Here is a 13,662-nt window from a genome sequence, read left to right as displayed (position 1 = left end):
TCTTTTCTTACAGATCATCAAAATCGAAATCATCAAAATTGATTTCCTCTTCTTCTTGTTCAACGGCATCCGCTTCTTCTTTTAGATATTGATTATCTAAGACTTTGATAAACGGGTAATAAATAGCCATTCCTAAGAGGATCAACAAGACTTGTAACACGGCCGCTTGCCAACCACTGACTAAGAAACCAGAAATAATCGGTGGCGTGGTCCATGGCAGCTGAATTCCATTGGTATAGTTGACTAACCCAAGATCCATACAGAAGTAAGAGATAATAATATTGATCGTTGGCACTAAAGCAAAAGGAATCAGCAGAACTGGATTCAAGACGATTGGTAACCCAAAGATGATTGGTTCATTGATCCCGAAAATACCTGGGATTAACGATAACTGTGATAGTTTTTTGACCCTTTGGCTTTTACAGACTAAGATCATGACTAAAATCAAAGATAATGTCGAACCGCCCCCGCCAAAGGTCGCGAACATGTCTTGAAATTGACCGGTGATGATGTTAGGAATTTCTGCGCCATTCTTGAAAGCATCTAAGTTTTCAATAGATAATGCCCGTAAGATAGGGTTGAAGACGGCACCGACCACACTGGAACCATTGATCCCAAAGAACCAGAAAAAATGCAAAAATAGGTAAGCTATGATCATGGCACCTAAAGTATTTCCTAAACTTAACAACGGTGTCTGTAAGAACTTAAAGAGGATCTCTTGGAGATTGCCATAAGACGTCAAGTTGGCTAACCAGTTGGCGATCATAAAAACCGTCACGATCACAAAACTAGGAATCAATGCCTCAAAGGATTTCACCACGGTTGGGGGAACACCGTCAGGCATTTTGATCGTCCACCCTTTGCGTAATAACGCAACGAACATTCTGGTGGAAATCAAGGCAACGACCATCCCTAAGAACAAACCGCTGGAACCCATCCACCGTAATGGCAGGCTGCCAACTTCATACACTTCCGTAGAGCCTTCTGGTGTGAAAACGGTCGTAAATGGTGTCACGATAAAAAAAGAAACGAGTGAAATAATGGCTGCTTGCATGGCATCAACTTTAAACTGTTTTGCCAAACTATACCCGATCCCACCAACGGCTAAAATCGTCATAATGTCAAAGCTGGCTGTTGCTGGCATATTCAACATCGTTGCCCAGTTGTCTCCCAGCAAACTGCTCATCATCTCGTTCCAATTTGGAATCGGAAAATTGGTCAAGACTAAAAAGAGTGAACCCACGATCAACAACGGTGTGGATAATAAGAAACCATCACGAATCGCAATCAAATATTTGTTTTCACCAATCGTCTTTGCCATCGGTGTTAACACTTTTTCTAACCAGTTTAAAAATTTCTGCATTTTTCTTCCTCCCATCTGCGTGCTATCTGGCAGATAACACGTAGTCCCCTGTTACTCCAACACTTTTATTACTTTGCTTTGGCTTTTTTGATCAAGCTTAAGGCATCTTTCAATGCTCGTTCGCCATCCATCATGCCGTATGCTTCTGTTGCGATCGTGCCGACTGGAATCCCCATTGGCTCGAAAGTTGCTTTCATTTTGCTATCTAAGTGTCGTACTTGTGGACCTAACAAAATAGCAACTGGTTTTTCTTGTTCGACTTTTTCTTCTGCATGGATTGCAGGGAATGCTTCGATCGTCAAAGGCATGTTGTGCTTTTTGACGACTTCCATCATTTTATTGACCATGATACTCGTTGACATTCCAGCTTCACAAAACAAATAGATTTTTTTCGTTGCCATATCCATTCCTCCAATGTTTGTTTTTCTCAATCGCGGTTGTTAGACCGGCGCTTTGATTCGTTCTTCATACGCTTCCAACCATTCTTTCGTAATAGGCTCGATCATGGTTGTCTGCTCAGGTCCTGGCGTTGCCATAAAAATAGCTGGCGCTTGATTGGTGGTTGCGACACTAAAGGTAAATTCTACATTGGTTGCCACGCCCCAGCGCCCCTGTTTATCTAAGGCGATCAGCGAGAAGGCGCCGGCTTTGCCATAGCGCTTCTTCAATCGCGCTTCAAAGTCGTAAACGGCTTGATCACATGCTTCTTGCGGTGCTAGCCCTTCTCCCATCAAACGGACGATTTCGTAGGAAAGGCAGCCTTTCATCAAGTCTTCCCCTAACCCTGTGGCAGCGGCACCGCCGATTTCACTATCCACATAAAAACCAGAACCAGATAAAGGTGAATCGCCGACACGACCGCTTTTTTTCATAAATAAACCAGAACTAGAGGTTCCTGCTGCCATACTTTGGTGTTCATCTAGCGCAACTACTCCCACTGTATCGTGGCCGTCATAGGGATCGAGGTTGTTGGCAGCGATCTCTGCTTTGCGCTTTTCCCAAATGGTTTTGGCTCGCGGTGTCAGCATCGCTTTGGGCTGGAATCCTTCGGCAAGCGCATAAGCGACCGCTCCTTGGCCGATCCGAAAACTATTGAATTTTTCCTCACTTAGGCGGCGTGCCACGGAAATAGGATTTTCCACATCGACGATCCCAGCGACGGCACCAATTTTGAAGGTATCACCATCCATGAAGGCAGCGTCCATTTCCAACACGCCTTCTTCGTTGGGCAGCCCGCCATACCCCACCGATTTATAAAATGGATAATCTTCCACTGCTTTAATGGCTGTTTCTACTGCATCTTGGCAGGAGCCTTGTTGTTCTAATAGTGATTTAGCAGCGAGCACGCCATCGTGTGCCATCCGCCATGTAGCAATCATTCCCCACATAAATATCCCTCCATTTTTCATAGCGCTTTCAAGTATATTCTATACGGTATATACTACTATGTCTATACTAAAAAAAGAGTTTCTCAAAAAAATTGGAAAAACTCTTCTTCGTTCGCGTCTTCGCTTATTTTGTCAGTGCTTGTAAGCTGCGCAGATAAATTTCAAGATTCATCCGTAGATCGGCAACCGCCATGTACTCATCTTGGTTATGAGCGATCCCTTTTTGCCCTGGAAAAGACGGACCGAAAGCAAGGATATTTGGCATCTTGCGGGCATAGGTTGCTCCTGTAGTGGTCACGGGGGTTGGATCATTGCCCGTTACTTGGTGATAGATCGTCGATAGCGTTTGGATTTCGGGGGCATCTTTTGATCGGCAGAACCCCGGAATGCTGCGAAGGATCGTAAGGCTTGCCCCTTCTGGCAATGCCTTTTGCACCCCAGCGAGTACTTGTTCCTCCGTTACCGATACAGGATAGCGAAAGGCCACTTCTAACGCTAGTCCACTGGCGGATTTTTGGAGAACCACAGGGGTCAAGATCAACTTTCCTGAATCAGCATCTTCTAGTACCAAATCAACGCCTTCGCCATAGTGCTGCTGGTGAAAACTTTGGGCGATCCACTGCAAAGCTGCTTGCAAGGACGGTGTCGCCGCTAGTTGCGGTGCTGCTTGCTGGGCAAGCTTTGTAATGGCATTGTCCCCTAGCTCAGGGGCATTGCTAGGGGAGCGTTTGCCTAGTGCTTCAAAGGACTGGCTGCCTATGGTTACCGATAGGTGGTCTGGCACATGATCGCGGAATTGATCGCCAGAAAACGCCGCTAACAGCTGCTGTTCTTGGGCGGGCAACGGAAAATCAAGTTGCACATTGACGACACCTCGTTCGCCGTAAACCACTGGGTACTTGCAGTCTGGCGTAAAACCAAAACGCGGTGGCTGCTCAGCCGCTAGATAATGCGGGATATCCGACATACCGCTTTCTTCATCTGTACCGAAAATGATCCGCAGCGGTAATTGCGGTTGATGACCAAGGTCTTTCAACAATTTCATGGCAAACAAACAGCTGATGATTGGGCCTTTGTTGTCTAAAATCCCTCGGCCATAAAAGTTGCCGTCCTTTTCAGTTAGTGCAAACGGTGGATAGCTCCAGCCAGAACCTGCCGGCACGACATCCAAGTGTCCTAACACACCGATATAGTCGGTATCCGTTGGTCCCCAATGGGCATAGCCGATTGCATCATCAATGACCGTTGTTTGAAACCCGTATGCTGCGCTTTTTTCCATGACGTATGCTAACACTTCTCGTGGTCCCTTGCCATAAGGCGCATGGGGCGCCGGCTCACCTTTGACGCTTGCAATCTGCATCACTTCGCTCAAAAGCGTGAGAAATTCTGACCAATTGGCTTCAATACTTGCTGTGAGTGGATCCACTGTCTTCACCTCTAAAGGATTGATTTTATTTTTGACGAACTAATGTATTTTTGAAGGTATATTTGTCTGCTCGGTAATAGGATGTATCGTATAAGATCGGTTTGGCTGATGCGGAATAGGTCATCGAATGGACCAAAAGCATCGGTTCCTCTTGAGGCACCTGTAAAAGTTTCGCAATATCGGCAGGACTTTTCACAGCTTCCACCTCTTGATGGGAATAACCAATCTCGATGTTGGCTTCAATGACTTGATATAAAGACGACTCTAATTGAGCTTTCGTGAGTTCTGCGGTGCCTTCTTGCAGATAGCGTTTCAGTACGTAAAGATTTTCCACCGTCATCGGCTCATCATCAAAGTAACGCAAGCGCACCAAATAAACGATCGGTTCCTTGGCGTAATCACCAAACAACTGACCAATCTCTATCGGGAGCTCTTTGACGGTTTCGATATGCAGAACTTCCGTACGGGTCTTTTTCCCTTGGACCTTTGCAGTTTCAGTAAAACTTTGAAGGCCGCCGGAGCCACTTTGGATCTTGGGCTGTTTCATGACATAGGTTCCTTTGCCTTTTTCTTTCACCAACAAATTCTGGCCAATCAATAGATCGATGGCTTTGCGCACCGTTAAACGGCTGCACTGAAATTCCTCTGCTAAATCATAATCGGAAGGAAGTTTTTGGCTCGTCACGTACGTACCTTCATGAACCCGTTGCGCAATCTGCTGGGCAACTTCTTGAAATACTGCTTGTTTTTTCAACGTCTCTCCTACTTTCTTTCACTTTGCTACCATTCATAAAACGATCGATTGGCACTGACGCCAGAAGAAACACTGACAAACGCTTGTTCATCGATTCCTTGGATCATGCCTTCGACGGTCTTGAGTTCTCTATGGGAAATGACAAGTAATAATAGTTTTTTCTGTTGATGATCAAATCCACCTTCGACATCGTTGATGACCGTGATGCCTCGCTGCAAGGCACATTGCAGCGTCGTAATGACGGGTTCTGCTTTTTCTGTAACGACCAGCAGCTGCACACGCCGCTGCTTCAGGTTGACGTAGTCGACCATCCGCCCACTGATGAAGAAGGAAATGGCACTATAAAAAGCATAGGGCCAGCCAAAGATCAGCCCGGCTGCTAGCTGCAAACTGACATTGAAGCCGATAAAGAAACTGCCGATACTTCTACCAGTGGCTTTTTTCACTAAAATCCCTAAAATATCAAGCCCACCCGTTGAAAAATCGTCGTTCAATGTCAAGCCCACCGACACCCCGTGCAGCAATCCGCCGAACACGGCACAGATCACCGGATCGGTCGTTAAAGCAATGACCGGTACCACCTTCATCATAACAGAAGACAGGACGACGGTACAAACCGTCATGATGGTAAATTCTCGATCGATTTTGACCCAAGCAACCGCTAACAATGGCGCATTAAAAAAAAGCACCAAAAGCGGGATCGAAAGCTGCAGATTCAACTGCTCGTCTAAAAGCTGCGACAACAATTGCGACAAACCAGTGATCCCACTCGCATAAATATTTCCCGGCAGCCAAAAGAGATTTAAAGCAATCGACGACAACAATGCATAGATCAAAGCAACAAGCATTCGTTTTCTATAACGTGCCATGTTTTTCCTCCTCCACTTCGCTTTTAGTATATATCATTAAGTATATACTGTCACGCGAAAAAAGCAGGAGAAATGAAGGCAGAAATGGAAACAAAGCAATGTAAAAAAACGCCAAAATCAAGGAGTAAAACGTTGGTATAAAAGGTTTTTTAAGATTTTTTTAAAGCGAGTAAATCACTTGAAATTCGCTAAAAAATGAATAAAATAAAAAGTGTAAAAACAAAAGAATAAAGAAAGGATGATTCTTATGACACATGAGATTGTGCCACGCCGCTCAGATTCATACAGTATGACACCTTTTGATTTCTTTGAAGATTTTGGCCGCAGTTTTTTTGATGGGTTTCCATCGAACCTGATCAAAACCGATATTCACGAGAATGACAAGGAATTTCTCGTTGAAGCAGAACTGCCTGGCATCCCTAAGGAAAATATTCAAGTAACCTATGAGAATGGGGTTTTAACGATTACGGGACAACACCAGACGGATCATGCGACCGAAGATGAAAAAGGACGTCTGGTTCGCAGCGAGCGCAGCTTGACAAGCGTTCGGCGACAATACCTGTTAGAAAACGTCAAAGAGGATGAAATCAAAGCCTCTTACGCTGAAGGAATTTTGAAATTGACGTTGCCAAAAGATCAAGGCAAACAAGCGTCAAAGAAACTGATTCCGATCGAGTAGCGAAGGCAATCAAAACACTGCAGCAAAACGAGCGATCTCTGTTTTGCTGCGGTGCTTGTTTTATTTTAGAAACTGTCCGACTACTAAAAAAACGCACCATCGCTTCTGAGAAAGCGACGGTGCGTTTGTGCTTATTCTTTGGTTTCGTCTTGGATGCTCGTTGCGTCTTCGACATCAGCTGGTTCGATTTGTGTCTCAACGGATGCAACAGTTCCAGGTTTCACTGTGCGGATCGCTGAACGATCAAACTCTAAGAAAATTCCTTCACAGTCGATGATCACGGTGCTTTTTTCTGTGTTGACTTCAGAAAGAACGCCGTGGAGTCCGCCGATGGTTACGACTTCATCGCCAGCTTTCATATTTTCTAAAAGATTTTTACGCTCTTGCTGTTGTTTCTTTTGTGAACGACTCATAAAGAACCACATTGCCACTAAAGCAACCAGCATAAAGAGCATTGGTAAAGATTGTGCCATTTTTTTCACCTCGATTTATTTTCTTTCTATAAGATACTTTATCAGAATTCCTCTATTATTCCCACCATTTTAGTAGAGAATGTTAGAAATTCCTCGCATTTTCCTTGTTGAACCCATACTCTTCAATAAAATGCTCACGGAACTCCAACAAGTTGTCGTCCATGATGGCTTGACGGACATTTTTCATCAGATTCAATAAGAAGTAGACATTGTGGTAAGACGTCAAACGCATACCAAAGGTTTCATCACATTTGATCAAGTGGCGGATGTACGCACGAGAATAGTTTTTACATGTATAGCAATCACACTTCTCGTCAATTGGTCGAAAGTCACGGGCATATTGCGCATTTTTCACGACTAAACGACCTTTTGAAGTCATACAGGTACCGTTTCTTGCGATCCGTGTTGGTAAAACGCAGTCGAACATATCGACACCGCGAATCACGCCATCGATCAAGGAGTCGGCTGCCCCAACGCCCATTAGGTAACGTGGTTTATTTTCTGGAATCCAAGGGGTCGTAAATTCCAACACGCGATTCATTTCCGCTTTTGGTTCGCCAACTGACAGGCCGCCGATAGAATACCCTGGGAAGTCCATACTAATCAAGTCTTGGGCACTTTGCTTGCGCAAGTCTTCAAAGCCTGCACCTTGAATGATCCCAAACAAGCCTTGACGATCTGGATTGGCATGAGCTTTCAAGCCACGTTCTGCCCAGCGAGACGTCCGTTCCACCGATTTTTTGACGTAGTCATAGCTTTCATCAAATGGCGGACACTCATCAAAACTCATCATGATATCTGATCCTAATTTGTTTTGGATATCAATCGCTTTTTCAGGAGATAAAAACATTTTCGACCCATTCAAATGGTTTTTGAAATGGACACCTTCTTCGACGATGTTGCGCATTTCGGCTAATGAAAAGACTTGGAAACCACCTGAATCTGTTAAGATCGGTTGATCCCAATTCATAAATTTATGTAAGCCGCCTGCTTCTGCAACAATGTCTTCTCCTGGACGCAACCACAAGTGATAGGTATTGCTTAAAATGACGCCTGCACCCATTTCTTTCAACTCTTCAGGGGCAAGGGTTTTAACCGTTGCTAATGTGCCGACTGGCATGAACATTGGCGTTGGAAAGGTTCCGTGAGGCGTGATCAGTTCGCCTAAACGGGCACCGGTATGCTTTTCTTTCTTTATCAGACGATAACGAATGGCTGGTTCCGTCATTCATTTCCCTACTTTCTCTCTAAACTCAATTAACTGTGCAACGCTATCTATGATAAGGGTTGCCCTTACATTTTGCAAGGAAGTTTAAAGAAACTAAGAGTATTTTCTCCTAGTTATGCGAAACATCTATTACTTTTTTTTGAAGATTTAGCGAAAGTTTGCTATCATGTTATTTATATTGAAGGGAGGTTTTTTGAAATGAAATCAAATAGAGAACTAAAAGCAGAAGCAAAAGCAATCCTGAGAGGCCGCTGGAAAGACAGTGTTTTGATGTGTATTGTACCGACTTTGATCTCGATCGCTATCGCACTCGTCATTATCGTTCTTGCTGTTATTCCATTGTATCAAAGCGGTATGTTTAATGATCTTGGTTCCACTGACGCAGTCAATTCCGCAGGAGGAAGTGGCAGCGGCAGTGGTGGCGGTTTGATCAGCGGTCTATTTTCTGCCTTATTCGGTGCTGGGATCTCTTGGACTTTCCTTGACATTTTACGCGGTAAGAAGCAATCGATCCAGCCTTTTTCTGATGTCTTTCGCGGCTTCAGTGGCGCTTTCGTGTTAGGGATCATCGTCATCTATATTCTGTCGACTATTTTCACGACGTTGTGGACGTTCCTGTTTATCATTCCTGGGATCATTAAAGCTTATTCTTATTCTCAAGCATATTTTGTCTTTTATGATACCTATGAAGAAACGGGCATGCGGCCAGATTTTCTCAGCTGCATCACAGGTAGCCGTCATTTAATGAAAGGCTACAAAGGTCAACTGTTCATCCTTGATCTGAGCTTCATCGGCTGGCACATTTTGGCCATCATGACAGCAGGAATTGGCTACTTATGGTTGACGCCATACATCAGTGCAACCAAAGCAGCATTCTATGACAATCTGCCTAAACGAGCACTTGCTTAAAAGATCGGTTCGCCGGTCTTTTTTTTTGAAGAAAAGAATCGTTTTCTTTTGCAAACGCTTCCTTTTCGTGTTATAGTATAAGTGTAAGGAAGGTAGCAACTCTGTTGGTGGTTTTCGTAAATATCGCAAACTCAATCTACTAAAAGTTGTTGAACGTACAAGTTTCACCTAGTACCAAACGTGTAAAGTAACAAGAAGAAAAACGTAACAAGGATCGAACATTTCCATATCGAAAAATGATACGTCTCATTTTGTATCGGAATACACGAAACATGTGTAAGTTTGTAAATGAAAACAAATTTTCGAGAAACATTGCTTTGCATGGACCACAAAAAGCGACCACCACTTATACCTTCCTCTAGTAGTAAGCTGGGCGACAAAAAAAGCAGTTCTAAAAGTTGAGAAATTGATTCAACTTAAAGAGCCGCTTACGTCGCTCAGTTTTTTTGTTTATTTTAAGAACATCGCATCGCCAAAGCTAAAGAAGCGATATCGCTCATCGATGGCATGCTGGTAGGCAGAAAGTGTTAGGTCGCGTCCTGCAAAGGCACTGACTAACATCACTAAGGTTGATTTTGGTAGGTGGAAGTTGGTAGAAAAAGCTTCCACGATTTTAAACTGATAGCCTGGCGTGATAAAAATACTCGTCCACCCACTATCGGCTTTGATTTGCCCATCAAACTTGGTCCCAATGGTTTCTAATGTACGGATCGAAGTCGTTCCGACTGCAACGATCTTGCCACCATTTGCCCGAACCTCGTTCAATTGTGCGGCAGCTTCTTCTGTCAAACGGTAAAATTCGCTGTGCATCTCATGATCAGCGATATTATCGACACTGACTGGACGAAACGTTCCTAAACCAACGTGCAAAGTCAGATAAACCAGCTTGACGCCTTTCGCTGCAATCTGCTCTAGCAATTCTGGGGTAAAATGCAAGCCGGCAGTTGGTGCGGCCGCTGAGCCGTTTTCTTTGGCATAAACCGTTTGATAGCGGTCTGGGTCTTCTAGCCGTTCTTTGATGTAAGGCGGTAACGGCATTTCGCCAAGCGATTCCAGAATCTCTAAAAAGATTCCTTTGTATTGAAAACGAATGATCCGGCCGCCGTGATCGAGCTCTTCTTCCACCACTGCCTCTAATCGTCCGTCGCCGAAGGTGATCTTCGTGCCGACTTTGGCTCTTTTGGCTGGCTTGATCAAGGTTTCCCACGTATCCCCTTCAATATTGTTCAGTAAAAGGATTTCCAGATGGGCACCTGTTTCTTGTTTTTCGCCATAGATACGAGCTGGTAATACCCGCGTATCATTCATCACCAAGGCATCCCCTGGTTCCAATTCATCAATGATGTTATAGAAGTGCTTGTCCTCAAATTTGCCAGTCTCGCGGTCAACCACTAATAAACGGGAACTTGAGCGATCACTTAATGGCGTTTGAGCGATCAGTTCTTCCGGTAAGTCAAAATCAAAATCTTCAGTTGTAAGCATGTTGTTCCTCTCTTTCCCTAAATTCTTCTCTATTCTAGCATGTTTTTATAAAAATTGAAAAAACAGCTTTTAATTCTGCCCTTTCTTAGAAAAAAATAAAGAGACTGCTGCTAAGGCCTTCAGCAAAAAAGCACCCCTTTTCCCAATGAAAAATAACGACATATTTTCGCTGCTTCTTTTCTCTATGCATCGCTCCTTAATTTGGACTTGCTTATGGCGCTATTTTCGTTTTTGTCTATACAATTATGAAAAAAATGGGCAGATTATTTGAATAACACGTGACTTTTCGGCATACTTAGTACAGATTATAAGCCATTATTCAGATTGCTTAAATAAAAATAGAGGTGACATCATGATTGAGTTTCAGCAGGTATCCAAAATTTACAAAGGTGGTAAAGTCGCTGTTGAAGATGTGAATCTTTCCTTTGAAAAAGGCGAATTCATTTGCTTCATCGGGACAAGTGGTAGCGGAAAGACGACTTGTATGCGGATGATCAACCGTATGACGGATCCTTCTAAAGGAAAAATCTTGATCAATGGAAAAAGCGTTACAGAGATCAACCCAGTGGAGTTACGCCGTCAAATCGGCTATGTGATCCAAAGCATCGGTTTGATGCCTCACATGACGATTCGGGAAAACATCACATTGGTTCAAAAATTGTTAAAAGTCAGCCAAGAAGAACGCAACAAAACTGCCGAGCGCATGATCGACTTAGTGGAATTGCCACGAGAAATGCTCGACCGTTACCCCAACGAATTGTCTGGAGGGCAACAGCAACGGATCGGTGTTGTCCGTGCCTTGGCAGCTGACCAAGATGTCATTTTAATGGATGAGCCTTTTGGCGCACTAGACCCAATCACTCGTGACTCCTTACAAGATTTGGTTAAAGACTTGCAAGAACGGCTTGGAAAAACCGTCGTCTTCGTTACCCATGATATGGACGAAGCATTGAAGCTTGCTAGCCGTATCGTGATCATGAGTGAAGGAAAAGTCATTCAATTTGATACACCAGAAAATATTCTGCAACACCCAGCAACACCGTTTGTGGAAGAATTGATCGGTGAAGACCGCTTGTTACAAGCAAAACCTGACACGACGCCAGTCAAAGACGTAATGTTAAATACCCCGATCGCTATCACACCAGAAAAATCCATACAAGAAGCGATTCACTTGATGCGGGAAAAACGGGTCGATACCTTGCTTGTTACCGACAATAGCAACGTGCTAAAAGGCTACATCGATGTCGAATCCATCGACCGCAACCGTGGCAAAGTTACTAGTGTCGGCGATATCTTGAACAAAGATGTCTTTTTCGTTCGCGAAACCGCCTTGTTGCGGGATACCTTGCAACGCATCTTAAAACGCGGCTTAAAATATGTCCCAGTAGTAGATGCCGACAAACATTTAGTTGGGATTTTGACCCGTGCTTCCTTAGTTGATATCGTTTATGACGTGATTTGGGGCGATGAGCCATCGATCATGGAAGCCATTGAGTCGGCGAAACCTGAAGAAACTGAGGAGGTCTAGCGCATGCAAAGCTTCTTTAATGAATATGGCGGCCAATTGGTCACCAAAAGTCTTGAACATTTGTATATTTCCTTTGCGGCTTTGCTCTTAGGGATTCTTGTTGCCGTACCGATCGGTGTGATCTTGACCCGTTTCCCCAAAGCAGCAACGATCGTGATCGGCATCACCAGTGCGTTGCAAACCGTGCCTTCTTTGGCACTATTGGCATTGATGATCCCGATTTTAGGTGTCGGAAAAGTCCCTGCTATCGTCGCTCTTTTCATTTATTCCTTGTTGCCGATTTTGCGAAATACCTACATTGGAATGAAAAAAGTCGATTGGAATTACCGCGATGTTGCCAAAGGGATGGGGATGACCAACTTGCAGTCGATCATCAGTGTGGAATTACCTCTAGCGATCCCAACGATCATGGCAGGGATCCGCTTATCGGCCGTGTATGTTTTAGCCTGGGCTACCTTGGCTTCTTACATCGGTGCCGGTGGACTTGGTGATTTGATCTTTAGCGGACTAAACAACTACCAACCGCCTTTGATTTTTGCTGGGACGATTCCAGTGACGATCTTTGCTTTATTAGCTGACTGGTTACTGGGTTTGTTAGAAAACAAACTGACACCAGCTGCCTTAAGGGGGGATGCGTAATGAAAAAAACTTCAAAATTAGCGCTGTTGTTTTCCTTAAGTGTCGCTTTACTGTCTGGCTGTTCCTTTCCCGGTTTAGCATCGACTTCTGATGAGAATACCGTGGCGATCACAGGCGGGATCACTTCCGAAGCCCAAATTCTTGGCGCGGTGGTTGCCGGTATGGTCGAACACTATACGGATAAAAACACAACCGTCATTAACAACTTAGCAACAACGACCATCAATCACCAAGCGATGATGAATGGCGATGCGTCGATCTCAGCTGCCCGCTACACAGGAACTGACTTGACCACTACGTTAGGGTTGGAACCAGAATCTGATCCGCAAGCCGCCTTTGACAAAGTCAAATCAGAATTTGAGAAACGATACCAACAGACTTGGTTCCCATCTTACGGCTTTGATAACACATATGTCTTTCTTGTCAGGAAAGACACTGCTGAAAAATACGGATTGGAAAAAGTCAGTGACTTGAAAGATGTCGCAGATCAATTGGTCGCAGGGGTCGATACCGCGTGGATCACACGGGTCGGCGATGGGTACGATGGCTTCCAGGAAGCCTATGGATTCTCTTTCCAAAATATCCTACCGATGCAGATCGGTCTCGTCTATGATGCTGTTGATAACGGAAAAATGGATATCGTTTTAGGGTACTCAACCGACGGCCGGATCGGCAGTTACGATCTCGTGATGCTAGAAGATGATCTAAACTTCTTCCCGCCTTATGATGCCGCACCGATCGTCGATGACAAATTATTGAAAGAAACACCTGAAATCGGCGATGCCCTGAACAAATTAGCAGGCAAAATTGATACCGAAAAAATGCAAGAATTGAATTACCAAGTGGATAATGACCTTCTAGAACCAACGGTAGTTGCCGAACGTTTCTTAGAAGAAAATAATTACTTCGAAGGAGAGTGACGAA

14 protein-coding genes are annotated in these 13,662 nt (G+C 44.3%); 5 read left to right on the top strand and 9 right to left on the bottom strand.

Features of this window, described 5'->3' with window-relative positions; all coding sequences use genetic code 11:
- Nucleotides 1-7: 7 nt before the first annotated feature.
- The 6 genes from celB to CXM95_RS02500 form a co-directional block, all read right to left on the bottom strand.
- Nucleotides 8-1,363, bottom strand: a complete 1,356-nt coding sequence (celB, locus tag CXM95_RS02525) for a PTS cellobiose transporter subunit IIC (protein ID WP_034872054.1) — start codon at nt 1,361-1,363, stop codon at nt 8-10.
- Between the two features lie 68 nt (nt 1,364-1,431).
- On the bottom strand, nt 1,432-1,764 hold the full coding sequence (locus CXM95_RS02520; RefSeq protein WP_005227348.1) for a PTS sugar transporter subunit IIB: 333 nt from the start codon (nt 1,762-1,764) through the stop codon (nt 1,432-1,434).
- Nucleotides 1,765-1,803: 39 nt separating this feature from the next.
- Entirely contained in the window at nt 1,804-2,751 is a 948-nt protein-coding gene (locus CXM95_RS02515; protein ID WP_086299062.1) for a N(4)-(beta-N-acetylglucosaminyl)-L-asparaginase, read from the bottom strand.
- 124 nt (nt 2,752-2,875) lie between these two features.
- A complete protein-coding gene (locus tag CXM95_RS02510) occupies nt 2,876-4,177 on the bottom strand; it encodes a Sapep family Mn(2+)-dependent dipeptidase (protein WP_016619682.1) in 1,302 nt (433 codons plus the stop codon).
- Between the two features lie 25 nt (nt 4,178-4,202).
- Nucleotides 4,203-4,931 carry a GntR family transcriptional regulator, LSA1692 subfamily gene (locus CXM95_RS02505; protein WP_016611378.1) on the bottom strand — a complete coding sequence of 243 codons (729 nt, stop codon included), beginning with the start codon at nt 4,929-4,931 and terminating at the stop codon, nt 4,203-4,205.
- A gap of 26 nt (nt 4,932-4,957) precedes the next feature.
- Entirely contained in the window at nt 4,958-5,800 is an 843-nt protein-coding gene (locus CXM95_RS02500) for a YitT family protein (RefSeq protein ID WP_005227341.1), read from the bottom strand.
- Nucleotides 5,801-6,047: 247 nt separating this feature from the next.
- On the opposite strand from CXM95_RS02500, the gene CXM95_RS02495 reads away from it, so the two are divergent.
- Nucleotides 6,048-6,479 carry an Hsp20/alpha crystallin family protein gene (locus tag CXM95_RS02495; RefSeq protein ID WP_005227339.1) on the top strand — a complete coding sequence of 144 codons (432 nt, stop codon included), beginning with the start codon at nt 6,048-6,050 and terminating at the stop codon, nt 6,477-6,479.
- Nucleotides 6,480-6,610: 131 nt separating this feature from the next.
- Here the strand turns inward: CXM95_RS02495 and yajC are convergent, their stop codons facing one another.
- Nucleotides 6,611-6,952 (bottom strand): preprotein translocase subunit YajC, encoded by a 342-nt coding sequence (gene yajC / locus CXM95_RS02485; protein WP_005232170.1) that lies wholly within the window; start codon nt 6,950-6,952, stop codon nt 6,611-6,613.
- An 82-nt stretch (nt 6,953-7,034) separates the two neighbouring features.
- On the bottom strand, nt 7,035-8,180 hold the full coding sequence (gene tgt, locus CXM95_RS02480) for a tRNA guanosine(34) transglycosylase Tgt (RefSeq protein ID WP_005227333.1): 1,146 nt from the start codon (nt 8,178-8,180) through the stop codon (nt 7,035-7,037).
- A 198-nt stretch (nt 8,181-8,378) separates the two neighbouring features.
- Here tgt and CXM95_RS02475 point away from each other — a divergent pair, with 198 nt between their 5' ends.
- Nucleotides 8,379-9,089 (top strand): DUF975 family protein, encoded by a 711-nt coding sequence (locus tag CXM95_RS02475; protein ID WP_005227331.1) that lies wholly within the window; start codon nt 8,379-8,381, stop codon nt 9,087-9,089.
- A 450-nt stretch (nt 9,090-9,539) separates the two neighbouring features.
- Here the strand turns inward: CXM95_RS02475 and queA are convergent, their stop codons facing one another.
- Nucleotides 9,540-10,571, bottom strand: coding sequence for a tRNA preQ1(34) S-adenosylmethionine ribosyltransferase-isomerase QueA (queA, locus tag CXM95_RS02470; RefSeq protein ID WP_008376077.1), 1,032 nt, complete (start codon nt 10,569-10,571; stop codon nt 9,540-9,542).
- A 352-nt stretch (nt 10,572-10,923) separates the two neighbouring features.
- On the opposite strand from queA, the gene CXM95_RS02465 reads away from it, so the two are divergent.
- Genes CXM95_RS02465 through CXM95_RS02455 form a run of 3 tightly spaced genes read left to right on the top strand, consistent with a single transcriptional unit; the run spans nt 10,924 to nt 13,658 of the window.
- The gene (locus CXM95_RS02465; RefSeq protein ID WP_008376079.1) at nt 10,924-12,099 is read left to right on the top strand and encodes a betaine/proline/choline family ABC transporter ATP-binding protein; all 1,176 of its coding nucleotides are present in this window, start codon (nt 10,924-10,926) and stop codon (nt 12,097-12,099) included.
- A gap of 3 nt (nt 12,100-12,102) precedes the next feature.
- The gene (locus CXM95_RS02460) at nt 12,103-12,738 is read left to right on the top strand and encodes an ABC transporter permease (protein WP_005227319.1); all 636 of its coding nucleotides are present in this window, start codon (nt 12,103-12,105) and stop codon (nt 12,736-12,738) included.
- On the top strand, nt 12,738-13,658 hold the full coding sequence (locus tag CXM95_RS02455) for an osmoprotectant ABC transporter substrate-binding protein (protein WP_008376082.1): 921 nt from the start codon (nt 12,738-12,740) through the stop codon (nt 13,656-13,658). Before CXM95_RS02460 ends, CXM95_RS02455 begins: the two co-directional genes overlap by 1 nt.
- The last annotated feature ends 4 nt before the right edge of the window (nt 13,659-13,662 follow it).

Origin of the sequence: Enterococcus sp. CR-Ec1 (genome assembly GCF_002850555.1) — a bacterium.
In the GTDB taxonomy this organism is placed as follows: Bacteria; Bacillota; Bacilli; order Lactobacillales; family Enterococcaceae; genus Enterococcus_D; species Enterococcus_D entomosocium.
This window is presented reverse-complemented; position numbering and strand designations above follow the sequence as displayed.